Source organism: Bradyrhizobium sp. CCBAU 65884, assembly GCF_028128835.1.
GTDB lineage: Bacteria > Pseudomonadota > Alphaproteobacteria > Rhizobiales > Xanthobacteraceae > Bradyrhizobium > Bradyrhizobium ottawaense.
Map to the genome: position 1 here is coordinate 102,101 of NZ_LBJU01000109.1, position 22,356 is coordinate 124,456.

At 65.4% G+C, this 22,356-nt stretch carries 25 protein-coding genes and 1 tRNA gene; 15 read left to right on the forward strand and 11 right to left on the reverse strand.

Translation table 11 applies throughout. The annotated features are described in order from the left end of the window. Nucleotides 1–127 precede the first annotated feature (127 nt). Entirely contained in the window at nt 128–628 is a 501-nt protein-coding gene (locus XI03_RS13735) for a hypothetical protein (RefSeq protein ID WP_271592420.1), read from the forward strand. Between the two features lie 11 nt (nt 629–639). Continuing rightward, nucleotides 640–1,107 carry a hypothetical protein gene (locus tag XI03_RS13740; protein WP_028140446.1) on the forward strand — a complete coding sequence of 156 codons (468 nt, stop codon included), beginning with the start codon at nt 640–642 and terminating at the stop codon, nt 1,105–1,107. Nucleotides 1,108–1,110: 3 nt separating this feature from the next. On the opposite strand, the gene XI03_RS13745 is transcribed toward XI03_RS13740, so the two are convergent. Beyond that, nucleotides 1,111–1,710, reverse strand: coding sequence for a TetR/AcrR family transcriptional regulator (locus tag XI03_RS13745; RefSeq protein WP_028140447.1), 600 nt, complete (start codon nt 1,708–1,710; stop codon nt 1,111–1,113). A 160-nt stretch (nt 1,711–1,870) separates the two neighbouring features. On the opposite strand from XI03_RS13745, the gene XI03_RS13750 reads away from it, so the two are divergent. After that, nucleotides 1,871–2,248, forward strand: coding sequence for a tautomerase family protein (locus XI03_RS13750; RefSeq protein ID WP_271592421.1), 378 nt, complete (start codon nt 1,871–1,873; stop codon nt 2,246–2,248). Between the two features lie 19 nt (nt 2,249–2,267). Here the strand turns inward: XI03_RS13750 and XI03_RS13755 are convergent, their stop codons facing one another. Both XI03_RS13755 and XI03_RS13760 read right to left on the reverse strand, forming a co-directional pair. Then, nucleotides 2,268–3,194 carry a CobW family GTP-binding protein gene (locus tag XI03_RS13755; protein ID WP_271592422.1) on the reverse strand — a complete coding sequence of 309 codons (927 nt, stop codon included), beginning with the start codon at nt 3,192–3,194 and terminating at the stop codon, nt 2,268–2,270. 3 nt (nt 3,195–3,197) lie between these two features. Then, nucleotides 3,198–4,688, reverse strand: coding sequence for an amidohydrolase family protein (locus XI03_RS13760; protein WP_271592423.1), 1,491 nt, complete (start codon nt 4,686–4,688; stop codon nt 3,198–3,200). A gap of 987 nt (nt 4,689–5,675) precedes the next feature. Here XI03_RS13760 and XI03_RS13765 point away from each other — a divergent pair. The 3 genes from XI03_RS13765 (at nt 5,676) to XI03_RS13775 (ending at nt 7,952) form a co-directional block, all read left to right on the forward strand. Then, nucleotides 5,676–6,629 (forward strand): alpha/beta hydrolase, encoded by a 954-nt coding sequence (locus XI03_RS13765; protein WP_271592424.1) that lies wholly within the window; start codon nt 5,676–5,678, stop codon nt 6,627–6,629. A 255-nt stretch (nt 6,630–6,884) separates the two neighbouring features. Beyond that, nucleotides 6,885–7,355, forward strand: coding sequence for an aminoacyl-tRNA deacylase (locus XI03_RS13770; RefSeq protein ID WP_038948177.1), 471 nt, complete (start codon nt 6,885–6,887; stop codon nt 7,353–7,355). A gap of 177 nt (nt 7,356–7,532) precedes the next feature. Then, on the forward strand, nt 7,533–7,952 hold the full coding sequence (locus XI03_RS13775) for a CBS domain-containing protein (RefSeq protein WP_038948176.1): 420 nt from the start codon (nt 7,533–7,535) through the stop codon (nt 7,950–7,952). Nucleotides 7,953–8,244: 292 nt separating this feature from the next. On the opposite strand, the gene XI03_RS13780 is transcribed toward XI03_RS13775, so the two are convergent. Both XI03_RS13780 and XI03_RS13785 read right to left on the reverse strand, forming a co-directional pair. Then, nucleotides 8,245–8,319 (reverse strand) — tRNA-Glu (locus XI03_RS13780). Nucleotides 8,320–8,376: 57 nt separating this feature from the next. Beyond that, complete coding sequence (locus XI03_RS13785) at nt 8,377–8,721, reverse strand: hypothetical protein (protein ID WP_271592425.1); 345 nt, start codon at nt 8,719–8,721, stop codon at nt 8,377–8,379. On the opposite strand from XI03_RS13785, the gene XI03_RS13790 reads away from it, so the two are divergent. The 4 genes from XI03_RS13790 to XI03_RS13805 all read left to right on the forward strand — a co-directional run bounded on the left by XI03_RS13790 (nt 8,720) and on the right by XI03_RS13805 (nt 12,023). Further along, nucleotides 8,720–9,727: an RluA family pseudouridine synthase gene (locus XI03_RS13790; RefSeq protein WP_271592426.1), complete on the forward strand. Its 1,008-nt coding sequence runs from the start codon at nt 8,720–8,722 to the stop codon at nt 9,725–9,727. The two genes, XI03_RS13785 and XI03_RS13790, sit on opposite strands and share 2 nt — an antisense overlap. A gap of 217 nt (nt 9,728–9,944) precedes the next feature. Further along, nucleotides 9,945–10,844 (forward strand): RNA polymerase sigma factor RpoH, encoded by a 900-nt coding sequence (gene rpoH, locus XI03_RS13795; protein ID WP_018318222.1) that lies wholly within the window; start codon nt 9,945–9,947, stop codon nt 10,842–10,844. Nucleotides 10,845–11,026: 182 nt separating this feature from the next. Next, nucleotides 11,027–11,368 carry a hypothetical protein gene (locus XI03_RS13800; RefSeq protein WP_271592427.1) on the forward strand — a complete coding sequence of 114 codons (342 nt, stop codon included), beginning with the start codon at nt 11,027–11,029 and terminating at the stop codon, nt 11,366–11,368. Between the two features lie 307 nt (nt 11,369–11,675). Continuing rightward, nucleotides 11,676–12,023, forward strand: a complete 348-nt coding sequence (locus XI03_RS13805) for a hypothetical protein (protein ID WP_271592428.1) — start codon at nt 11,676–11,678, stop codon at nt 12,021–12,023. Between the two features lie 89 nt (nt 12,024–12,112). Here XI03_RS13805 and XI03_RS13810 read toward each other — a convergent pair whose 3' ends face one another. The 4 genes from XI03_RS13810 to XI03_RS13825 all read right to left on the reverse strand — a co-directional run bounded on the left by XI03_RS13810 (nt 12,113) and on the right by XI03_RS13825 (nt 15,832). Then, nucleotides 12,113–12,739, reverse strand: coding sequence for a peptidoglycan recognition protein family protein (locus XI03_RS13810; RefSeq protein ID WP_271592429.1), 627 nt, complete (start codon nt 12,737–12,739; stop codon nt 12,113–12,115). Between the two features lie 33 nt (nt 12,740–12,772). Then, nucleotides 12,773–13,984 carry a GGDEF domain-containing protein gene (locus tag XI03_RS13815; protein ID WP_212475032.1) on the reverse strand — a complete coding sequence of 404 codons (1,212 nt, stop codon included), beginning with the start codon at nt 13,982–13,984 and terminating at the stop codon, nt 12,773–12,775. Nucleotides 13,985–14,605: 621 nt separating this feature from the next. Then, on the reverse strand, nt 14,606–15,217 hold the full coding sequence (locus tag XI03_RS13820; protein WP_028140463.1) for a LysE family translocator: 612 nt from the start codon (nt 15,215–15,217) through the stop codon (nt 14,606–14,608). 240 nt (nt 15,218–15,457) lie between these two features. Further along, nucleotides 15,458–15,832: a response regulator gene (locus tag XI03_RS13825; protein ID WP_028140464.1), complete on the reverse strand. Its 375-nt coding sequence runs from the start codon at nt 15,830–15,832 to the stop codon at nt 15,458–15,460. Between the two features lie 120 nt (nt 15,833–15,952). Between XI03_RS13825 and XI03_RS13830 the strand changes: the two genes are divergently transcribed. After that, entirely contained in the window at nt 15,953–16,783 is an 831-nt protein-coding gene (locus XI03_RS13830) for an SDR family NAD(P)-dependent oxidoreductase (protein WP_271592430.1), read from the forward strand. Nucleotides 16,784–16,996: 213 nt separating this feature from the next. Here the strand turns inward: XI03_RS13830 and XI03_RS13835 are convergent, their stop codons facing one another. After that, a complete protein-coding gene (locus XI03_RS13835; RefSeq protein WP_271592431.1) occupies nt 16,997–17,803 on the reverse strand; it encodes a lytic murein transglycosylase in 807 nt (268 codons plus the stop codon). A 219-nt stretch (nt 17,804–18,022) separates the two neighbouring features. Here XI03_RS13835 and XI03_RS13840 point away from each other — a divergent pair, with 219 nt between their 5' ends. The 4 genes from XI03_RS13840 (at nt 18,023) to XI03_RS13855 (ending at nt 20,855) form a co-directional block, all read left to right on the forward strand. After that, nucleotides 18,023–18,550 carry a hypothetical protein gene (locus tag XI03_RS13840; protein WP_028140467.1) on the forward strand — a complete coding sequence of 176 codons (528 nt, stop codon included), beginning with the start codon at nt 18,023–18,025 and terminating at the stop codon, nt 18,548–18,550. 146 nt (nt 18,551–18,696) lie between these two features. Beyond that, complete coding sequence (locus tag XI03_RS13845; protein ID WP_442869719.1) at nt 18,697–19,611, forward strand: OmpA family protein; 915 nt, start codon at nt 18,697–18,699, stop codon at nt 19,609–19,611. A 119-nt stretch (nt 19,612–19,730) separates the two neighbouring features. Beyond that, a complete protein-coding gene (locus XI03_RS13850; protein ID WP_271592433.1) occupies nt 19,731–20,072 on the forward strand; it encodes a hypothetical protein in 342 nt (113 codons plus the stop codon). Between the two features lie 546 nt (nt 20,073–20,618). Continuing rightward, nucleotides 20,619–20,855: a hypothetical protein gene (locus tag XI03_RS13855; protein WP_028140470.1), complete on the forward strand. Its 237-nt coding sequence runs from the start codon at nt 20,619–20,621 to the stop codon at nt 20,853–20,855. 152 nt (nt 20,856–21,007) lie between these two features. Here the strand turns inward: XI03_RS13855 and rpoD are convergent. Beyond that, the coding region (rpoD, locus tag XI03_RS13860) for an RNA polymerase sigma factor RpoD (RefSeq protein WP_271592434.1) at nt 21,008–22,356 on the reverse strand (1,349 nt) is incomplete at its 5' end.

Below are 22,356 nucleotides of genomic sequence, written 5' to 3' on the forward strand. Positions count from 1 at the left end.
TCTTCAAAACTAGAAGACCTCGATATCGCCCCTGCGAGCGTTGACTTGGGGCGGGTTCCGGCAGAACGATCGATGCAGACAATCAGCGCCAGCTGTGGCGTGAGCGCAGCCAAGGGCCAGAGGTTTCATGCATCAATCGACATCATCAGGGTCTGTCGATCTTCCCGCGCTCAGTGCGGCGGAACGGCTCTTCATCTGGGGATTCCGGGCCAAGGCACGCAGCGGCGGCGCCGTTCCGACCGCAGCCGATGTCCAGGAGGTGTACGACCATTTCCGCGTGGGCGATGCCGTGCTCTCGCTGGAATCCATCATCGAGATCTTCGCCTGCACGGCCCACACCGCGATCGAGGTGCACTGCCCGACCTGTCCGCGCATGTCGGACAGCGAGCGCGGGATTCTGCAGGCCATCGCCGCGGCACAACAGGATCGCATCGACATCGTGCGCGAACGGTTCGAGAGCTGGCTGCCGCCGGTCGGCGCCGATTGGGCGCTGGCGCCCGTGCGGGGTTTCGCCACGATCTTCCGCATGGCTGGTCTCATCATGCCCGACCGCCAGGTGCGATCCTTCGACCATGACCGGACCATGGCGATGAAGAGCTGGCTGGTCGGAAGCCCGACATTGCACTGACGAGATCGGTCATGACCCCGGATATTTGCGGTTCTGTGCCTGACGCCGGCCAATCGCGGCTCTGTCCGCTCCAGGCCGCGCTTGGAGCGCGCCCCTGCGTCGACAGCTACGATGATTTCTGCCGCGTCGCGCTGTCGCTGTTCCGCTTCATCGGAGCGGCCTACACCACCGGCGCCTCCGATTGCTGGGAGGCCGCCTATCGCTTTGCCGACGAGGCGCCTGGCATTGCCGACAGTCCGCTGCTGGTGGCGCGGGCTGCCGCGCTGGTCAGAATCCTGCGCAGCGGCCGGCCATGCGAGCTGTGCTTCATGCCGCCGTCCTGTCGTCGGCTGTCGAAAGACGAGACGGAATTGATGCGGTTGCTGGCGGTCGCGCGCCGCAAGCAGCCGGGCGAGCTCGAATCCATCGTCTGCGCGTTCGTCGGCTCGGGCAAGGAAGCCGCGGCGACACGGGCGGTCAACGCGCTTGCTCTGTGCTGACATCTAGCCGCCTTTCCTGCCGAGCACGAGATCGATGGTGTGCGCGGCGATCTTGCGCAATTGCGGCTCGTCGCCGAAGGCACGTTCGAGCACGGCGAGGCCGCGCGTCACGGTGACGATGTGCAGCGCCGCGGCCGCGGCATTGCCGTTGAACTCGCCGCGCTCGGCGCCTGCCGACAACGTGTCCTGAACCAGTGCTGTGATACGCGAAATAAGGCCCGCAAAGACCTGGCGCGCGTCTTCGTCCAGCCCCTCGCCTTCCGCGGCGCCGAGCTCCATCAGCCCGCGCGTGGTCGGACAGCCGCGCGGCGGCGTGCCCGAGCGGAAATTGGTGATGGTCAGATCGAAGAACGCGGTGAGGCGCTTGCGCAAGGAGCCCGTCCCGAGCGCCTTCTGCAGCGCTGCGAGATAATCCCCGGCATAGCGTTCATAGGCCTGCAGGAACAGCGCTTCCTTGCTGCCGAAGGCGTTGTAGAGGCTGCCGCGCTGGACGCCGGCATCGCGCGCGATGTCCGACAGCGAGGTGCCGCGCACGCCCTTGCGCCAGAACTGGTCGAACGCGATGCGCAGGACCTCGTCATGATCGAATTCGCGCGGCCGCAAGCTCGGCTCCTTTTGGAAGTATTTGACACAACGTCAAGAACATGCTTTCTCGACATCGTGTCAAAAACCAATTGGAATTGATAGCCCGTTTCAACACTGGGCCGAACAGCGGCGCACGCATTCGCCCTGCTGGTCGGGCCCGCATGCAAAGGGACGCGCGATGCCTCTGCTCCACATCTCGATGCGCGCCGGCAAGCCGCAAGCCTACCGGCAGGCGATTCTCGACGGCCTCTACCGCGCCATGCGCGAGGCGCTGAACGTGCCCGTGGACGACGCGTTCATGGCCATCACGGAGCATGAGCCGGCGAATTTCCGCTGCGGCAACGCCTACGGCGTCGAGCGCAGCGACGACGCGGTGCTGATCCAGATCACGGTGTTCGCCTCGCGCACTCCCGAGCAGAAGAAGGCGTTGTATCGCCGGATCGCGGACCTGCTCGGCGAAAGCCCGGGCATCCGGCCCGAGGACGTGTTCGTCAACGTGCTCGACGCCCCCGCGGAGAACTGGTCGGTCGGAAACGGCGTCGCGCAGTTCGCGTGAGACGGCACAGACTGCAGCTTCATTCGACAACGCACGCATCCATGATGCCGTCGAGCTCGGCCTTGGAGAGCACGCCGAGCTCGGCGATGAAGACGATCCGCGACCGTGGCACGCCTGCCGCCGGCGCATCGCCCGGGGCCAGCGTGGCGCGGCCGGCGGCGAATTGAAACACCATCTGGCGGCCGGGCTGCTCGACGGTCTCGAACAGGCCTTTTGCGCGCGCGAGTTTTGGCGCCAGCTTGCCGATGGCCTGCTGCAGGCGGGGCAGCGAGATCGGGCGGTCCGAGGTCCAGCTCAGCGTCTCGAAGCGCTCCTCCGCCGGTCGTTTCGGGCCCGGATCGCGCGCCACGGGCGCACGCTCGACGTTCGCGGGGAACAGCAGCGCGGACGGAATCTCGCCATGCCGCGCCTCGACCACCACGGCGGGAAGGCGCAAGGCGCGGATGGCCTGACGCATCCGCGCACCCGCGCCCTCTTCCGCCAGATCCAGCTTGGTCAGCGCCACGATATCGGCTACGCGCAATTGCGAGCGCTGGAGGGCATCGTCCAGGGCGGCCGGCGGTGTCGCGGCGTCGATCACACACAGCACCGTCTCCAGCGGCGCCTCGCGCAGGATCACGGGGTCCATCAGATTGCGGACGATGTCGGCGGGATCGGCGACGCCGCTGGTCTCGATCACGATGTAGTCCGGTTTCGGATCTCGCCGCAGCAGTGTCGAAAGCGTGCGCAGGAGATCGCCTTCGAGCGAGCAGCAGATGCAGCCGTTGGCGAGGCTGACAACGCCGTCGCTGGCGCCCGCGATCAGCTCCGCATCGATGTTGATAGCGCCGAAATCGTTGACGATTGCGGCGATCCGCCGTCCCTCCGCATGCGCCAACAGATGGTTCACGACCGTGGTCTTGCCCGCCCCCAGAAAGCCCGTCACCAGGAGAATGGGGACCGGCATGGGTCAGCCCCCGACGACGGGGCGGCGCACCGGCTTACCCGGCCGCGCCGCGAGGTCCAGCACGCCGTCGCTGATCAGCACCTCGCCGCTGACCACGAGATGCCGCACGCCTTCGGAGGGACGGTTCATCGCCGTGAAGGTCGCACGGTCCGAGAGCTTCTCGTAGTCGAACACGACGATGTCGGCGTCCGCGTCCTTCGTCAGCCGGCCCTTGGCGCGCATCGCCGGCGTGCTCTGCGACAGGATTTCCGCCGGGATCAGCGCGCATTTGCGCACGCCTTCGAGCAGCGACACGGTCTTGCGCTCGCGCACCCATTCGCGGATGAATTTCGTGAAGCAGCCGGCCGAGCGCGGATGCGAGGTGGCATCGTCAGGCAGCGGCCAGGCATCGCCGGTGTAGGTCTTGCCGTCCGACGTCGTCCACGGCATCGCGTCGGACGCGATCGCGCCGCCGGGATACAGCACCGACATGTCGAGCAGGTCGCGGTGATGCGCATTGTTATCGATGTCGAGGATGTGCCAGAGCACCAGCGAGGACGGCTCTTCGGCCTGCGCCTTCAAGAGCTCCTCGCGGTCATGGAAGCGATAGCCGTCGGTCACGCGCTGCACGGAATCGTAGCCGGTGCCGTTGCGTTCGACGAATTCGGGGTCGCTGAAGAAGGCGGCGGCCAGCACGGTCGAACCGGTGCCGTAAGGATAGGCTTCGACCGTGATGGGCAGGCCCTGCGCCTGCGCCTTCGCGATCAGCACGCGGCAACGCTCGACGTCGGTCTTGCTCGACGAATTGAAATGGCAGATGTGCATGTGCGCGCCGGTGGCGCCGGCATAGCCGATCAGGCGAATATAGGCTTCCACCGCGCTCTCGGGGTCGATGCGCGACATGAAGGCGACGTGGGTGAAGGTCGGCACGTCCTTGGCGGCGGCGAGCTGGCAGACCGCGGTCAGCTCCTGCACGCCGGCGCCCGGCGCGTAGGCATTGAGGATGCCGACGCCGATGCCGCCTTCATCGAGACCGCGCGAAAGACGCTCGAGAATGCCGGCGACCTCCGCATCACTCGCCACGTTGTCCATCCAGCGGCGGTCGCGCATGGCGTTGCCGAACGCCTCCAGCGAGCTCTCCGCATTGGAGCCGGTCATTGCGCCGATGCGCGCAAACGCCCAGTTGGTGGCGGCGCCATAGTTCAGCACGCGGCCTTTTCTCGCCTGGCGCTCATACCAGGACCCGACCGGCAGCACGCCGGCCTCGAGATCGAGCGTCGTCGTCACCCCGTCGAACGCCTGCATGCGGTCCGCCGGAATGGATTGGCCATGGGCGTGCAGGTCGATGAAGCCGGGGGCGACCACGAGCCCGGTCGCGTCGATCACCCGCTCGGCGCCGCCGAGGCCCGTGCCGACCGCGGCGACCTTGCCGTCCACCACCGCCACGTCGCCGACGGCGTCCATCCCACTCGCGGGATCTACCACCCGGCCGCCAGAGATCACCAAGCCGCTCATATCGTCACTCCCTCCACCTCGAAATCGCATCAAGGCAGATTCCGGAAGCGACGACCACCTCCACTGAAGCCGACGCATCATGCTCGCACGGAAGGTCATCTGGCAGGCAACCCGCGCGCCCGCGTCCTCGCGGCATGTTTTGCCCGAGTGATGCTGCTCTCCTCACCCTCTCGAAGGAAAGGGCGCAGGGAAGGCCGGGCGCCGGCTGGCACCCGTAAAGACCCCCGTGCTGAACAGATTGCACACGCAATGCACAGGGGAGACACAGGGCAGCCGAAACCAGGCCTTCCCTGCGCGATGGTTTGACGGCCTATGCCGCGCTCTCCCGGGAGCCGAACTTTCCTTCTGGCCTCCCTCGCCCCGCGAATTGGATGATGCAGTCTTCCCGGTTGGGCTCGCTCGCATCTCCGCGAAAGGCTTGACCGTAGCAACGACGGCCAGGACCACACGGTTTCGCCGTACGCAGGGGCGCCGTTCGTCTTCGCGGGTCACGCTTGCTCACGAGATGACCTCGCCCTGCACGCGCAAGCTCCGCCTTTAACGCCGCCCGCGTCCACCGCAACTCCCCGCCCGCGTTCGAAACGACGTACGACCGCCCCTTTGGTGGGCTGGGATGGCCGACACATACGACAAATCCGAATTTCGGTAAATGGGAATATTTTTGCGGGGAGGGGTTGACAGAAACTCTGGCCTGTTTCGCTTGACGGGGCGGGCCTACGCGGCGAAAGCCACGGAGTAAGCCTTGCGCGATTGTGGACGCTCCACGCGATCGGCATCATCGGCTGATGCGGCACCTGTTCGAAGGCCATGACTTTGAACCGGCCGCGAAGCTGCTCCGCCGTCTTCTCGCCTGCATTGTCATTCAGTGAGCTAGGCGGGGCGGCGTGAGGTGGGCAAAGTTCCCAAAGGTTCCCAGTGATCGTCCGACGTCCTCTGCAACGCGACTCCCGTCATTCCGTTTCGCGCCGTGCCTTCCTCGGCGGACTCATGTCGGCAGGAAGTGCCCTCGCGCTCGGCGGATGCGCCGGCCTGGGTGCGACCGGCGCGCGCTTCGACGCCTCGTCCCTCTCCGTCGATCCGACAGTGCTTGTCACCACCACGCGCAAGCCCGTCAACGGCGCCCGTGCCAAACCCTGGTTTGGGCCGGAACGCGCGACGGCCATGACGGTCGCGCGGGCCAAGCTGGCGGCGCCGGACGAGAGTCGTCTTTCCCTCGCCTCCGTTGGACTTGGCGATTGGCGCCTTGATCGGGTCGAACCCGTGCCGGCCGACGCTGGCGATCTCGCTGCGCAAGCCGGGACAGGAGACGTGCTGATCTATGTGCACGGCTTCAAGCAGACATTCGAGACGGCCGTGCTGGACGGCGCCCATCTCTCCGATGGAATCAAGTTCCGCGGCCGGACCATGGTGTTCTCCTGGCCCTCCAAGGCCGGCCTGTTCGACTATGCCTATGACCGCGACAGCGCGATGTGGTCTCGCGACGATTTCGAACGCGTACTCTCTGCGCTGGTGTCGGCGCCAAGCGCCGGCCGCGTGCACATCGTCGCCCACAGCATGGGAACCATGCTGACGCTCGAAAGCCTGCGTCAGCTCCATGCGCGATACGGCGACACCGTTACGAGCAAGATCGGCGCGGTGGTGTTTGCCGCGCCTGATATCGACATGGACGTGTTCTCGTCGGCGATCCAGCGCATCGGCCCGCTGGCCGGCAAGATCACCGTGATCGCCGCCACGAACGACCGCGCACTCGCGCTGTCGGGACAGATCGCAGGTGGAATGACCAGGGTCGGCGCCGCCGAAAAGGCCGTCATCGCGCGGCTCGGCGTGCGCGTGGTCGATGCCTCCCAGGAAGGCTGGGGCATCATCAACCACGATCTGTTCCTGTCGAATACGGAGGTGCAGAAGGTGATCCGCCGCTCGATCGACGGCACGACGGCGTGAGAGAGTGGCTGCGCCGAGCCAGGCGAAAAGCTGGCTCCTGCGCATCGTCGTCGCGGCTCCGAGGGAACGGCCGGCTTTGAGTGCCAGTCTCGACCGATGGCGCTCCGCGCAGAATAAAACCGCGAACGCTGAATTGCAGCTTGCGGATGGAAGATCTATGTTGGGTCTCTAGTCAGGCAGCCGCCCATCGTATGGCGAGAGTCTGCAGGTCGACCTCACGGTGGATGGTTTGCATTCCGCATCGGAGGTGATGCCATGGCCGTTGCTCCCACGCTCCAGAAATACCTCGCCGCTGAGAACATCCAGTACGAGGTGATCCCGCACGAACTCAGCATGACGTCGGCTCGAACGGCCGAGGCATGCCATATCTCGGGGGACCGCCTCGCCAAGGGCATCGTGTTGCGGCGCGACGGCGGATACATGCTGGCCATCTTGCCCGCATCGCATCACCTCCGCCTGTCGGACCTGAGGACAAGCCTCGGCGACAATGTCCACATGGCCAATGAAACCGAGGTCAATCGGCTGTTCAGCGACTGTGCACACGGTGCGGTTCCCGCCGTCGGCAAATGCTACGGATTGGAAATGATCGTCGACGACAGCATCGAGGCACAGCCAGACATCTATATGGAAGCCGGCGATCATGAGACGCTGCTCCATATGGGTCACGCGCAGTTTGCGCGCCTGACGGCCAACGCACCGCACGGGCGCTTCAGCGCGCATGACTGAGGATTAGACCGCCCATTGCCGTTGCGATCTTGGGCGGGAACTCTGGCCGCGAGGTCGCCGCCATACTGTTCCGCAGGATGGCGGCGAGAGTGTCTGCGCTTGTCTGGTCGGAGTTCGGAAGATTGGGGGTGCCGTCATTGCATCAACGCACTTGAAACCCACGAACGGAGGCTCGCCATGAAAGTCAAAGACGTGATGCACAAGGGTGTCGACTGGGTCAGCCCCAACACCCCAATCACCGAGCTTGCCAAACTGATGCGGGCGCATGACATCGGCTGCATTCCGATTGGCGAGGATGACAAGCTGGTCGGAATGGTGACCGACCGTGATATCGTCTGCAAAGGGCTCGCGAGCCACAGCTTCGATGCCGGCCGCGCGACGGCGCGCGACGTGATGACCGAGGGCATCCATTGCTGCCGCGAGGACGATGACCTCGCCAAGGCGATGCATCACATGGAGAAGCTGCAGGTCCGCAGGCTGCCGGTGATCAACAAGAGCAAGCGGATGGTCGGCATCATCAGCCTGGGCGACGTCGGCCATTCCACGTCCGGTGATATGCTCACCGAGACCGTCAGGAGCATTTCGGCGCATCACTGAACTTGCGGCCAGGGCTTACGGCCAAGGCTCTTCTCGCGATCGCCGCTCAAACAGGCGTCGAGCGGAGCCCGAGCCGCGCGCCTCGTCATGCAACCATCGCGCGGCACGGAAGCGACGGCGCGATGTGGCTTACTTTGCGCGGGAGTGAATGTGAGGGCGGGTCCACTCGATCGCTTCATCAGCATCAGCGTCGACGCTGCGGCGCGCAACCTATGACCAAGCGAGATCGCGCGGCCGGACGGGGCCGCCGTCGGATGGGGGCGCAGCAAAAAGTCGAGGAATATCGCGGATTTGGCGCTCCCTAGGGGAATCGAACCCCTGTTTCAGCCTTGAGAGGGCCGCGTCCTAACCGCTAGACGAAGGGAGCGTGAGGGCTAGCCAATAGCCTCGAAATTTGTCCGCCGCAAGGACCCCGAGGAGCCTTTTACGGCTCATTGGCGAATTTCAGTCGTCCGGCCGGCTTGAGCGTGTGGGCGTCGAAGGCGCGGATCTCTATCACGCCCCCCACATCCAGGGTGACCACGAGGCGGTCGCCGGCGAGGCCGGTCGAGACGATTTTGGCGCCCTTCGGCAGGATGGCGGTGACGTCACTGGCCGCCTCGGCCGCCCTTCCCTCGGACTTGAAAAGGCGGTAGCCCACCGCGATCAGCACGGCGCAGATCGCCAGCGCCGTGGTCAACCCCGCGATCAGCATCATCCGCCGCACCCGCGCGAACAGCGCGGCCTGCTCGGGGCTCGGTTCGGGAACAGCGGTATCAGTCGTCGTCATGGAAAATTCTGGCTCTGCGCAAAGGTTGGAGGTTGTCGTCGCCGGCAACGAGGGCTCGACCCGGCTCGACCGCGTGCTGGCGGCCCACCTCACCGACCTGTCGCGATCGAGGCTGAAAGCCCTGATCCTGGCGGGCGCGGTGAGCCTGAAGGCCTCCGCGGTCCGCGACCCCGCTTATCACGTCACATCCGGGGATACGATCATAATCGACGTGCCGGAAGCGGCCCCACCGGAGCCGAAGGGGGAGGATATCGCCCTCGATATCGTGTTCGAGGACGACGATATCATCGTCATCAACAAGCCCAAGGGCCTGGTCGTGCACCCCGCGGCCGGCCACGAGACCGGCACGCTGGTGAACGCGCTGATCGCCCATTGCGGCTCTTCGCTGTCGGGCATCGGCGGGGTGCGCCGGCCCGGCATCGTGCACCGGCTCGACAAGGACACGACGGGGCTGATGGTGGTCGCCAAGAACGACCTCGCCCATGCCTCGCTGACCGCGCAATTCGCCGACCACGGCCGCACCGGTGCGATGCGCCGCGGCTACATGGCCTTTGCCTGGGGCGTCCCTGGCCGCCATCGCGGCACCGTCGACGCGCCGATCGACCGCCATCCGCATGCGCGCGAGAAGATGGCGGTGCGCCAGGGCGGCCGCGAGGCGGTGACGCATTGGGAGATTCTGGAGAGTTTTAACGGGCGCGACGGCAAGCCGATCGCGACGCTGCTGGCCTGCGAGCTCGAGACCGGGCGCACCCACCAGATCCGCGTCCACCTCGCCCATATCGGTCATCCCCTGATGGGCGATGCGGTCTATGGCCCGCATTTCAAGACCAAGGCGAACCAGCTCGGTCCCGAGTCGCAGGTCGCGCTGACCGCGCTTGGGCGGCAGGCCCTGCATGCGTATTTGCTGGTATTGGAGCACCCGAGGACCGGAGAATTACTCCACTGGGAGGCGGCTTTGCCGGAGGATTTGCTTCTCCTCCAGGGCTCCCTGAAAGCGGCGGCATGACGCAGGCCCTTTAAGAAAAGCGTTACATTACAAAAAGTTATAGCTGCCACACGGGGTCGTGACGTCAGCAATCCTTCCCTTTTTGGCCCCCCATGGGGTATATTGCGCGTGCGTTGGAAATGACCAACGGAACATCGCAGCTACGGCCGGCTTTAACACAGCGGTCGTCTGCCTGGCCCGCCGCTATCGGGGGCCTGAACCTTTGGAGGGCTTCAGTATGGCCCGTACCGCTGCTTTGCCGGTCCTCAATGGAGAATCCGGCCTTTCCCGTTACCTCGCCGAGATCCGCAAGTTCCCGATGCTGGAACCCCAGCAGGAATACATGCTCGCCAAGCGTTGGCGCGAGCATGACGATCGCGACGCGGCGCACCAACTCGTCACCAGCCATCTCCGGCTCGTGGCCAAGATCGCCATGGGCTATCGCGGCTACGGCCTGCCGATCTCCGAGGTCGTCTCGGAAGGCAATGTCGGCCTGATGCAGGCGGTGAAACGTTTCGAACCCGAGAAGGGGTTCCGTCTCGCCACCTACGCCATGTGGTGGATCAAGGCGTCGATTCAAGAGTACATTCTGCGTTCCTGGTCGCTCGTGAAGATGGGCACCACCGCGAACCAGAAGAAGCTGTTCTTCAACCTGCGCAAGGCGAAGAGCAAGATCAACGCGCTGGACGAGGGCGATCTGCGCCCCGACCAGGTGAAGATCATTGCCAAGCGCCTCGGCGTCACGGACCAGGACGTGATCGACATGAACCGCCGCCTCGGTGGCGACGCGTCGCTCAACGCACCGATCCGCGACGACGGCGAAGCCGGCGAATGGCAGGACTGGCTGGTCGACAATACGCCCAACCAGGAAGCCATGCTGGCCGAGCACGAGGAGTATGACGAACGCCGTGACGCGCTGAACGGCGCCATGGGCGTGCTCAACCCGCGCGAACGCCGCATCTTCGAGGCTCGCCGCCTCGCCGATGAGCCGATGACGCTGGAAGACCTCGCTGCCGAGTTCGGCGTGTCGCGCGAGCGCGTCCGCCAGATCGAGGTCCGCGCCTTCGAGAAGGTGCAGTCCGCGGTCAAGGGCACGATCGCAAGGGCCGAACAGGCCGCGCTGGAAGCCGCGCACTAAGCGGGCTTCGCCGCGGCGAGAAATTGGCGGATCGAAAAGACAGAAAGCCGGCGGCAACGCCGGCTTTCTTGCGTGTGATGTCCAGCATGTTCGCGGAGGCGCGGGGCCAGTCATCTTGAACCAGCCTCGCCGCTCATCCGACCCAGAATGATCGGACCGACAGCATCGATTGGGCGATCACCATGTCGATCATCCTGCAATCCACCGTCGGCGGCTTCTCAGCCCAGTTCATGCGCAAGCTGCCGCTGGTCGAGCAGGCGATGCGCGAGCGCGGGCTGGAGCCGTCCGAGTTCGTGATATCGAAGGATTATGCGGGCACAGCGACCATCCCGCTCATGGGTCCGTTCTTCTTCAGTTACAGCGTGTTCTTCGGCGAGGAGAATTTCACCGTCACCGAGCCGAACGACATGGTGTTTTTGGATTACTTCTTCAAACGCGTGCTGGCGGCAGATGGACCGCCCGAATTGCCGGAGCGGCCGGGCCTGATCCGGCGGCTACTGGGCTGGATGGCGCAGCCGGTGTGAGACCGCGGTCGATGCGTCCCGCTCGATCGCGCTTGCCGCGTGATGCCTCCTCGTGTATGTGCTGCGGCCCCGGCGCGATACCGCGCCGCTTTGTTCACGCTCTCGAGGGAGGCGGCATGAAGTTGAAATCGACACGTTCCGACCGCCGCCCACGGCTCGCCCGCGGCCGGTCATGAGCTGAACGCCGCTTCGCGGCCGTTCTTCCGATCATTCAATCTGGTTACGAGGGGCGTGACGCAACACGGCGTCGCGCCGTGTCGTCATGTATTTGCGGTTCGTTACACCGCTCATCCACCCGCACAGCCGCGTGGAGAGCGGCTTCTTTCGTGCGTCCTGGTATCTCGACCGGACCAACTGCCCCGACTGGATCCGGCACGAGCTGGCAGACCAGTTCGACTGGTTCGCACGGCATCTGCCGATCCCCGGGCGCATCGCGCGGCACTTCAAGCGGCGCGATTCGATCTGGGGCATCTGCTGGTTCGACCCCGGAGCCCGCGAGGCGGTCAGCCGCGCGCGTTACTGCGCCTGGCTGCTCGGGGAAGGCGGCCTGCCGGTGCGTGCAATCACGACTTCGCACCAGCGTGAAGTGATCTGGCGCGATGCGCATCAGATCGTCACGAAGCCTTCGGCCGACTTTCCCAAGGCCTTCCCCTGAACGGGGAAGGCTCGCCGGGCCTTGGCCATTCGGTGCCGGCGGTTTCGGCCGCCCGCTGCCACGCCCCCTCCCCGGGCTCCGAATGCCGCCTACTCCCCCCACATCCTCGCCAGGGTCGCGAGCCAGCAGCCTTCGCAATAGCGCGCGTCCTTGTAGTCGATCCAGTTGTGGGCATAGACGCGTTCGAGCGGGATGTCGTAGCGCGCGCGCAGCACCTTCACGAGGGTCTGCCACGCAGCGACCTGCGCCTCGGTGGGGCCGGCCGCGACATCGGGATAATTGCCGGCGAACTCGACGCCGATCGAATTGTCGCGCACGACCTGGCGATAGGTCGCGCTGTTGTCGATGAACTTGTTGTCGTTGCGGTTGGCGCCGTCGCCATGGGTCGGCACCAGGTTTTCCGCGACCGCCCAATACACCGTGCCGTCGGTCTCGACCCACACCGTGACGCCGCGCCGCGTCGGGGTCTTCGCTTGCGCTTGCGCGCCGCCGCGCGCCGAGCCCGCCGGCCCTTCGGTCTGGTGCACGATGATGTTGCGCCAGGGTCTTGCGCTCCGGACGTCACCCCATGGCGCCAGCCAGACCATCTTCAGGCCGGGAATATCGGGCGTGCCGGAGGCGCGGGCGAGCTTTGCGAGCTCGGCATCCTCGGCAGCGGCGGGGGCGGTCAGAAAGAAAACGGCGAGGGCGGCCGCGAGCAGGCGAGCGATCATCATGCAGGTCCAACAGAGACCAAACCTAGCATGGCCTCAGGCGAAATGGCGCGCGGCCTCGCCCCGGCCGATCGGCTCAGGCGAGAGCGGCGGCGACGGATCGTAAACGGCAAAATCGTTCTTGCCGTTCTTCTTGGCGGCATAGAGGGCGTGGTCGGCATTGGCCATCAGGCGATCCGGGAATTCTCCGATGCCGCGATCCCACTGCGCGACGCCGATCGAGATCGCGATCGGGATCTCGCTGCCGGTACAGGCCTCGGCATCCTGACGGCAGACCTCGAGCACGCGGCGGGCGATCGCGGCGGCCTCGCGCAAGGACGAGGACGGCAGCACGACGCAGAACTCGTCGCCGCCGGTGCGGGCCAGCATGTCGCCGGGCCGGAGCCGCGTCTGCGCCATCAGTGTGAAGTGCTGCAGGCAGGCATCGCCGGCGGCATGGCCGTGGGTGTCGTTGATGGTCTTGAAGCCGTCGAGATCGATCACCAGCAGCGAGAACGGCGCGCCGCTACGCTCCGAGCGGGCGCATTCCTCGGTCAGGCGCTGCAGCAGATGCCGCCGGTTGGCGACGCCGGTGAGATCGTCGAGCAGCGCGAGATCGGCGACCTCGCCGCGCAGCCGGTCCATCGCCATCAGCAGGAAGCCGAAATTGAGCGTCATCGACAGGAACAGCAGCCCCAGCACCATGACGGCATGGGTCTGGCCGCCGGCCTTCGCCGAGAGATCATGCCCGAGCAGATTGCCGATCGTGCGGGCAATGAGGATCGCGATGATGGTGAGGATGACGATGCCGGACAGCCGCGCGCCCGGGCTGACGCGCCCTTCCGGCGGCGACAGCAGCAGGCGCAGCGCCAGCACCAGCGGCAGGGCCTGACCGAGCGTGTAGCTGAGCATGCGCAGTTGCATGTGCTCGAAGCCGACCATGAAGACCACGACGCCGGCAAGGCTCAAGCCTCCCGTAGCCGTCATGAGGCGCCAAGAGACCGGCCGGCCATAGAAGCGCTCAATGCCCATCGCGGCGAGGCAGCTCGCGGCGATGACGCCGGCCGCGCCGAGCAGAAGCGGGAGGGGAGAGGCGACGAACAGGCGGACCAGGGCCGTCATCGCCCCGATCGCGCCGACGAAGGACGATGCCATCCAGAACCGCGCGGCGGCGAACTTCGGATAGGAGCGCGTCACGTAGGCCCAGATCACGCCGAGCGCCAGGAAGTTGACGACGAAGACGGTCCAGAGCGTCGGTACGTTCAGCATGACGCGCGCGGCATGCGCAGCGTCGCGCCCCCCGTCCCTGGCAGCCGTCCGTCCATGACCCATCCCCGTTTTCTTGCGGAGAAGAATGCGGCCCTCGCGCTTAATGGAGTCTCACCGCGATCCGGCAAAACGCGCCTTTGGTTTTGGATTCATGAACGGCGCCGCTTCGTTGTCGGATCGTTAGGGATGTCGGCGACGACGCGGCTTCGACGCCGCGATGCGGATTCGCGCACCAAAATCACCCGAAAATGCATCTGAGCTGTGGATAACGCGATGACACGGATGTGACAGCGCGGGGCAGAGACCCGCGAATCTGCTGAGTTTGTCGTCGAGGATGTTGCGAGGCTGGCCCTCCGCCGAGCATCCCTCGTGTCGCGTTCCACCATTAACCCTTAAGAGGATCCTATGGCTAAGAAAGCGAAGAAGGCGACGAAGAAGAAGGCGAAGAAGGCCAAGAAGGCGAAGAAGAAGTAACGAGGCTTCTGTTTCTTTGCCCGGGTGGAGCCTCGCTCCGCCCGGGCTTCGGGTAGAGAGTTTGAAGGCGGCGGGCGCGAGGCCCGCTTTTTTATTGGCTGAGTGTTGGAGACGCGGACGCTCCCGCACCTTCGAGAGGGAAAGAAGTTACCTCTCCGCGAACGCCAGCTTGGCGCCGAGCGCGGCGAAACCGGCGGCGAAGCTGCGGCGCAGCCAGGCCATGATGCGCGGGCGGGAGATGACGTGCTCGCGCACCGAGGCGGCGCAGAGGCCGTAGACCACGAACACCGCAAGGGTCATCGCCATGAAGGCGCCGCTCAACTCCAGCATGCGCGCCAGCACATGGGCTTCGTCCGCGGCGATGAACTGCGGCAGGAAGGCGAGGAAGAAGATCGACAGCTTCGGATTGAGGATGTTGATCAGAAAGCCGGTGACGATCACACGGCCGACCGAACGCTCGCGGATCTCGCCCTCGACCGCCAGCGCACCTTGTTCGCGCAGCGCCTGCCAGGACATGTAGAGCAGATAAAGCACCCCGCCCCATTTCAGCGCGGCAAAGGCGAGCGCGCTGGTGTGGAGCACGGCGGCGAGCCCGAGCATCGCCGCCATCATGTGCGGCACGATCCCGAGCGTGCAGCCGAAGGCGGCGGCGAGGCTGGCGCGCGAGCCGCGCGTCAGCGCCGCAGCCAGCGTGTAGAGCACGCCGGTGCCGGGGGAAGCGACGACGATGAGCGAGGTGAGCAGGAAGGACCAGGACATGGGCCGACGCTATCACCCGGCATCACGGCGGGAAAGTCGGGCCTTGGGCCTTCAGGTTCTCATCCGTCACCCCCGCGCAACGGCGGAGCCGTTGTCGCTGGAGGTGCTCGCCTCTTCGGCGAGCCTCGAAGGACGACGGCCGGCTGCATCTCGGCCGTGCATCCTTCGAGGCTCCCGATGGGGCGCCGAGCGCCCATCACTCGCGCCTCAGGATGACGGATTTGATAGTGAAACCTTCGCTCAGGCCAGTTGCGCGAGCTCGGCTTCGCGCAGCACGTCGAGTGGCGCCCAGGGTTTGGCCCAGAACTTTGCGCCGTCGGGCAAGGGCTGCCTCAACGGACGGCCGGAGGTGACGACGACGTCGAGCTTGGGATTGCGGTCCTTGGCGACGTGCGCGAGTTCGACGCCGGTCATGCGCCCCGCGAGCTGGACGTCGGTCATCATCAGGCAGAGCGCGCCGGCGCTCTTGTCGAGGACGCGCTCGGCGGCCTCGGCGCTTTCGCACTGGATGACCTGGTAGCCGCTCTCCTCCAGCAGCAGGCTGAGCATCTCCCGCTGCATGACGTCGTCCTCGACGATCAGCGCAGTCGCGCGAAATGGTTGTGCTTGTCCCATCGGCGTCTCCCAATGCTTGCTCGCGTAACGTAAGTTAAGGAGCCAACTCGGCTGCGGTTCGGTTCCATTCTGAAAAAATGTAAAGCATAGTTCCCGCATCAGGGGTTGACGGGGAACATCATGACCACGATTCGCGGCGCCGCCGCCATCACGGGAGCCGCCAGCGGCATCGGCCGGGCGCTGGCGATCGAGCTTGCGCAGCGCGGCTGCGATCTCGCGCTGGCCGACCGCGACGAGGCCGGGCTGAAGACGCTCGCGGCCGAGATCGGTGCGGGACGCAAGGTCAGCGTGCACCGCGTCGACGTCGGCGAACCCGACGACATCGCGCAGTTCGCAAACGAGGCGATCTCCGCGCATCCCGCGCTCGGCATCGTCGTCAACAATGCCGGCGTGGCGCTGATGGGCTCGTTCGAGGAGATCGACCAGGCGCAGATGGACTGGCTGTTCGACATCAATTTCTGGGGCGTGGTGCACGGCACGCGCGCCTTCCTGCCGCATCTGAAGACGAGGCCCGAGGCGCATATCGTCAACCTCTCCTCGATCTTCGGCATCATCGCGCCGCCGGGGCAATCGGCCTATGCGGCGGCGAAGTTCGCGGTGCGCGGCTTCTCCGAGAGCGTGCGGCACGAGCTCGCGGTGGCGGGCAGCCCGGTCAGGCTGTCGGTCGTGCATCCCGGCGGCGTCGCCACCGCCATCGCGCGCAACTCCCGCACCGGGGTCGGCGTCACCGACAATGCCCGCCGCGCGCAATCAATCGAGCGGTTCGAGACCGCGGCAAGGACCACGCCGAAGGACGCTGCGCTGCGCATCATCAAGGGGATCGAAAAGAACGAGCCCCGCATCCTGATCGGCAACGACGCCCGCTTCATGGACCTGTTGCAGCGCTTCCGCCCGGCAACGTATTGGGCGCCGCTGCAGCGGCGGCTGGAGAAAATGGCGAAGGGGACGTGAATTCGTAGGATGGGTAGAGCGCAGCGAAACCCATCATGTTTCCGCAAAGAGAGTACGCGATGGGTTTCGCTGCGCTCTACCCATCCTACAAACGACAAGCTGCGCCGTCGTAGGGTGGGCAAAGCGGAGCGTGCCCACGACTTCCGACGACGGATGGAAATGGTGGGCACGGCGCTTTGCGCCTTTGCCCACCCTACGAGACTGCGTGTGTCGTCACTGCCCCGCGAGCCGATCGGCGAAATACCCGATCGTCTTGCGATACACCACCGCCCTGTTCCACTCGCGCATCGCTTCGAAATTGGCGGTGCCTTCGCCGTAGGGCTGGCCCATCTTGAAGCCGCTGGTGTGGAGCAGATTCGCGGTCGAGGCGAGCACGTCGGGGACGCTGTGGCGGAGGTCGACATGGCCGTCGCCGTCGAAATCGACGCCGTATTTGATGTAGGACGACGGCAGGAACTGGGTCTGTCCGATCTCGCCGGCAAAGGCGCCGATGAGGTCGCGCAGCGGCAGGTCGCCGCGCTGCACGATCTTCAGCGCAGCGAGCAGCTCGCCCTGGAACAGGTCGGTGCGGCGGCAATCATGCGCGAGCGTCGCCAGCGTACGCACCACCGGCATCTTGCCGATGTCGCCCTTGCCGAAATCGCTCTCCAGGCCCCAGATCGCGACCAGGATAGTGCGGGGCACGCCGAACTGCTGCTCGATGCGCGAGAGCAGCGCGGCGTGGCGCTGCAGCAGCGCGCGGCCGCCATTGATGCGGCCGGGGCCGACGCGGGTCGAGACATACTGCTCAAAGCTCTTGTTGAAGGTGTGGCGCTGGCGCCGGTCGAAGGCGAGCACCGCGCCATCAGGAGTGACGCCGCTGAGCGCCGCGCTGGTTACGCTTGCCGAGACGCCGGCCGCTTGCGCTTCCTGGGCCATGCTGGCGACGAAGCTGTTGAAGTCGCCGCCGCAGCGCGCGGCCTGCGCCGATCCGCCGGCCAGACAAAGGACGGACGCGGCGGCGAGAAGCAGTCTCAGCATGTGGAGCAATCCCCTTAAAAATCCTAGCTGCGAAGCAGCGCGCGGATCATGCCCGGGAAAGACGCGAGCGTCAAAGCGCAAGGCTTGAAAGCGCAAGACTTGAAAGCGCGAGGCTTGAAGGCGCAAGGCTTGAATCAGAAGGCTTGATCCGCATCAAACTGTCTCACGTCCCGCTTCCTAGATTGCAGCGAACAGGAGAGTCGCCCAGGAGAAGCGTCCATGACCGGAATTACCTTGACCGCCGAGCAGATCCGCAATGCCCCCGCAGCGGTGCGGCAATGGATCGAACAGGAGGTCATCACCTCGCTCGGCCTTGCGCCGCGCGCGCCCGTGACGATCCCGCCCCAGGCCTCCCATCTCGTCGCCTGCAGCGTGGAGGACGTCGCCGGCGTGCTCGAGCACATCAGGGGCGTGCTTCCGGCCGTGAACGTGCTGCTCGAGCTCGGCCGTCCCGGCATCAGCTTCGGCCAGCCCGCGGTGATGACCTTCCGCCTGATGGACATCCTGCATCACACCCGCCTGCCCGACATCGGCGGGGTCATGACGTGCCTGGAGATGATCAACCAGGCGCTGATCGAGGTGAAGAAGGACCCCTCGGTGCGGTTCTGCGGCTTCGACAATGAAGGCCACTGCCTGATCGCGCCGCAGACGCAAGCGAGCATCGCAACGCTCTGGCAGACCATGATGGAACGGCAGCAGGCGGCGCAGGAGCGTGCGGCCGTCGGCCGGGCCACACCTGCGGCCTGAGGCAGCGGCGCGCTTTCCGGGACAATCGAACCGGGATTGGTTCGTCGGTTAGAACCGGCAGGACGGCGCGCGAGACTAACGTCTTGCGTCCCGTCCCCCGCAACCGACAGAGAGTGCCGATGTCCGCGCCGCAGAACATCCCGGGAATGCTCGTCCTTGCCGCCCTGCTCGTCCTGCACGCAATCCCCGCCTCCGCGCAGACGCGCGACGTGGCGGGCGCGCGCGACTATCCCGGCATCGGCCGGTTCGCCGGCAGCGTCGTCACCGGCTATGTGGTGAAGGATTTTGACGCGGCACGGATGCAGGCCGCAAGCTTCAGGGACGGCCAGCCGACCGACGCGCGGCGGCTCGAGGGCCGCATCATCCGCATCGCCTATCGCACCAATCCCGGGCCCTCGATCCTGGAGGTGTCGCGCAATTTCGAGACGCAGCTTGCCAAGGCCGGCTTCGAGACCTTGCTGGCCTGCGACACCGACGCCTGCGGCGCCATCCCCTTCACCGAAAGCATCGACACGCTGCCGGTGCCGCAGATGTGGGTCGACGGTTTCAACTACCGCTATATTGCCGGCCGCAAGGCCGAAGGCGGGCGCGAGATTTATGCCAGCGTCATCGTCAGCCAGAACAACCAGGACATCACCGCGCAGGTCACGATCGCCGAGCTCGGGGCCATCGCGAACAAGATGGTCGACGCCGCCGCGATGGCGAAGGGTCTTGGCGAGACCGGCCACATCGCGCTCTACGGCATCTATTTCGACACCGATAAGGCGGTGCTGAAACCGGAAAGCCGGCCGACGCTGGAGCAGATCGCCAGGCTGCTCGCGAGCCAGCCGCAGCTGAACGTCTTCATCGTCGGCCACACCGACAGCCAGGGCGCCTATGAGTACAATCTCGACCTCTCCAAGCGCCGCGCGGAGGCGGTGGCCGCCGAGCTGGTGAAGAGTTTTCGGATCGTGCCGACACGCCTGCGCACCGCCGGCGTCGGATTGCTGGCGCCGGTCGGCCCGAACGCAACGGATGCCGGCCGCGCCCTCAACCGGCGCGTGGAGCTGGTGGCGCCATGAACCGTCGCGCGGGAGTTTGATGCGGGTCAACATCGCAGCGCGAACGGCGTGAGATGGATGGCTGCAGACATCCTCTCTCTCGTCATTCCCGGGCGCGACAAAGTCTGAGGCAACCAGCGATGCCCGACCAGCAGAACAAGCCGGCCCGCTCCGTGCTCCTGCGCATCCCCCTGTTCCGCCTGCTCGCCATCAACCTGGCGATCGGCGCCTGCGCCGCGACGCTCCTCGTCGGCGGCCTGCTCTGGCTCAACCCCGGACATCTGCGCGAGCTGATCTTCGCCGACAGTTCGCCCGGCATTGCGCTCGCGCTGCTGCTCGCCTCCTTCCTCATCACCTTCGGCTCGGCCGCGATGGGCAGCGCGATCATGGCGCAGGGGCACAAGGAGGACGGAGGCAAAGGCGGCGGACATGGATCGCGACTCGCCGTGCAGGAAGTGGCGCAGCGCACGCGCGCACGTTGAGACATCAGCGCGACGATGGAACTCGCTTTTGCGGAGCGGGATCACACTGTCTGCGCGCAGGCGGGAAGAGGTGCAGGTTGGCGCGCCTTCCGACACAGCACGGCACGCGCGTTGCATCGCGAAGCCGGCAAGATGAACAAATTGATTTGACGTTCTAAACAATTGCTTCGACGTGGATGGTAATCACACGTCGCAACCACCGCATATCTGATCCGCTGGCTGCGACATCGACGCCGCCACGATTTGCCTTGCCATCGCAGGGCACCTTCTATAGCCTTCTATTTTAGGTTGTCGCCCCGCCAGCCCCGGGCGACACTGAAGACCAGAAATAGACGGCGGGCTTCGGCCCGCCGTTTATTGAGGCAAGCGTTGCCTGAACAAGGGTTGGTTGAGCAAGGTCTCGCCAGATTGCAACAGGCGCCCGCCGCCCTCCCCGCAGTCCGATTTCAATTAGCCGCATCGATCCCCGTCGCGCTCGGGCCTGGACTGACGTCGGTGGCCGCCAAAGTCATTTGACTGCGGCCCTCCAATCGACGACAAGCCGCCATGGCCAAGAAACCCGGAACCAATCCCAAAGGCGAATTCGCCTTCTTCAACGTCTTCTATGAAGACGATTCCCAGCGCTCCAACCGCCGCGTCCCCTCAGAGCTGCTCGGCGGCCTCGACGGCGACGAACCCGCGCGCAACTTCATCATGGAGCAGGACCGCGAGATCGCCGAAAAGAGCGGCCGCCCCGCGCTCGAGATCAAGCGGATCGAGCGGGTCGGGGTGAAGAAGAAGTAGGGCTTCAAGCTCTCCCCGTCATTGCGAGCGCAGCGAAGCGATCCAGAAATCCTTCCGCGGAAATACTCTGGATTGCTTCGCTGCGCTCGCAATGACGGCAAACAAAAACGGCGGGCCTCGGCCCGCCGTTTTCGTTTTGAAGGATGCTTGGATCAATTGTCCAAAAAGCTCCGCAGCTTCCGGCTCCTCGACGGATGCTTCAGCTTTCGCAGCGCCTTTGCCTCGATCTGGCGAATACGCTCTCTGGTCACCGAGAACTGCTGCCCGACTTCTTCCAGCGTGTGGTCGGTGTTCATGCCGATGCCGAAGCGCATGCGCAGCACGCGCTCTTCGCGCGGGGTGAGCGAGGCCAGAACGCGCGTGGTGGTTTCGCGCAGGTTGGACTGGATCGCGGCGTCGATGGGGAGGATCGCGTTCTTGTCCTCGATGAAATCGCCGAGGTGTGAATCCTCTTCGTCACCGACGGGCGTTTCGAGCGAGAGCGGCTCTTTCGCGATCTTGAGGACCTTGCGCACCTTCTCCAAGGGCATGCCGAGCTTTTCGGCCAGCTCTTCCGGGGTCGGCTCGCGGCCGATCTCGTTGAGCATCTGGCGGGACGTGCGCACGATCTTGTTGATGGTCTCGATCATGTGCACGGGAATGCGGATGGTGCGGGCCTGGTCGGCGATCGAGCGGGTGATCGCCTGCCGGATCCACCACGTGGCGTAGGTCGAGAACTTGTAGCCGCGGCGGTACTCGAACTTGTCGACCGCCTTCATCAGGCCGATGTTGCCTTCCTGGATCAGGTCGAGGAATTGCAGGCCGCGGTTGGTGTATTTCTTGGCGATCGAGATCACGAGACGGAGGTTGGCTTCCACCATCTCCTTCTTGGCCTGACGTGCTTCGCGCTCGCCCTTCTGCACGGAATGCACGATCTTGCGGAACTCGACGATCTCGAGGCCGGTCAGGGCTGCAAGCTGATGCACCTCGTGACGGAGGTCCTTGATGCGGTCCTTCTCGTGATGGACGAAGTTCTTCCAGCCCTTGGCCGAGAGTTTCGAGACACGGTTGAGCCAGCGCGGATCGAGCTCCGAGCCGGTGTAGTTGCGCAAAAAGTCCTCGCGCGCGACGCCGTGGCTGTCGGCAAGGCGCATCAGGCGGCCCTCGTGCGAGACGAGGCGCTTGTTGATGTCGTAGAGCTGCTCGACGAGTGAGTCGATGCGCGCCTGGTTGAGGCGCAGCGACTTCACCTCGACGATGATCTCGTCCTTCAGTTTCTTGTACTTGCGCTCCTGGTGCGGCGAGAGCGACTCGTTCTGGAGCTGGTTCTGGATGTCCTGCTCCTGAAGCTTGCGCAGCTTCTTGTAGCTGTCGGCGATCTTGTCGAAGATCTCGACCACCTTCGGCTTGAGCTCGGCCTCGATGGCCGCGAGCGACATCTGGTTCTCGAACTCGTCGTCGTCCATGTCGGACTCGGCCGCGGCCTCGCCCGGATCCTTCTCCTCGCCGGCTTCCGTGCCGC